This is a genomic window from Streptomyces sp. ADMS (assembly GCF_033441795.1).
Classification (GTDB): domain Bacteria; phylum Actinomycetota; class Actinomycetes; order Streptomycetales; family Streptomycetaceae; genus Streptomyces.
In genome coordinates, this window is the sequence record NZ_JAVFVX010000650.1 from 1 (window position 1) to 229 (window position 229).

A 229-nucleotide genomic window follows, 5' to 3' on the forward strand; every position below is an offset into this window, starting at 1 on the left:
GCGTGGACCACGTCAACGGCGAACGCTGGCACGCCGACTTCACCAGCGCCACCCCGCTCTCCCTAGTGCGGGAGGCCGTGCTCGCGCTCAGCAGCACCGAGCCCGTCGAGCGTCCGCTGTCGGGTATCCCCGAGCGGAATCTGCCGTACGTCACCGTCACGCCCGTCGGCGCGGGCGCCGACCCGCGCCGGTCGGCCGCGCTCGCCCGCACGCCCAACACATCGCAGGC

Annotated in this window: 1 protein-coding gene; it reads left to right on the forward strand. The window is 74.2% G+C overall.

The window, feature by feature from the left end; translation table 11 throughout:
* On the forward strand, window positions 1–229 hold a 229-nt coding region (locus tag RB628_RS43115), incomplete at both ends, for a DUF317 domain-containing protein (RefSeq protein WP_318325878.1).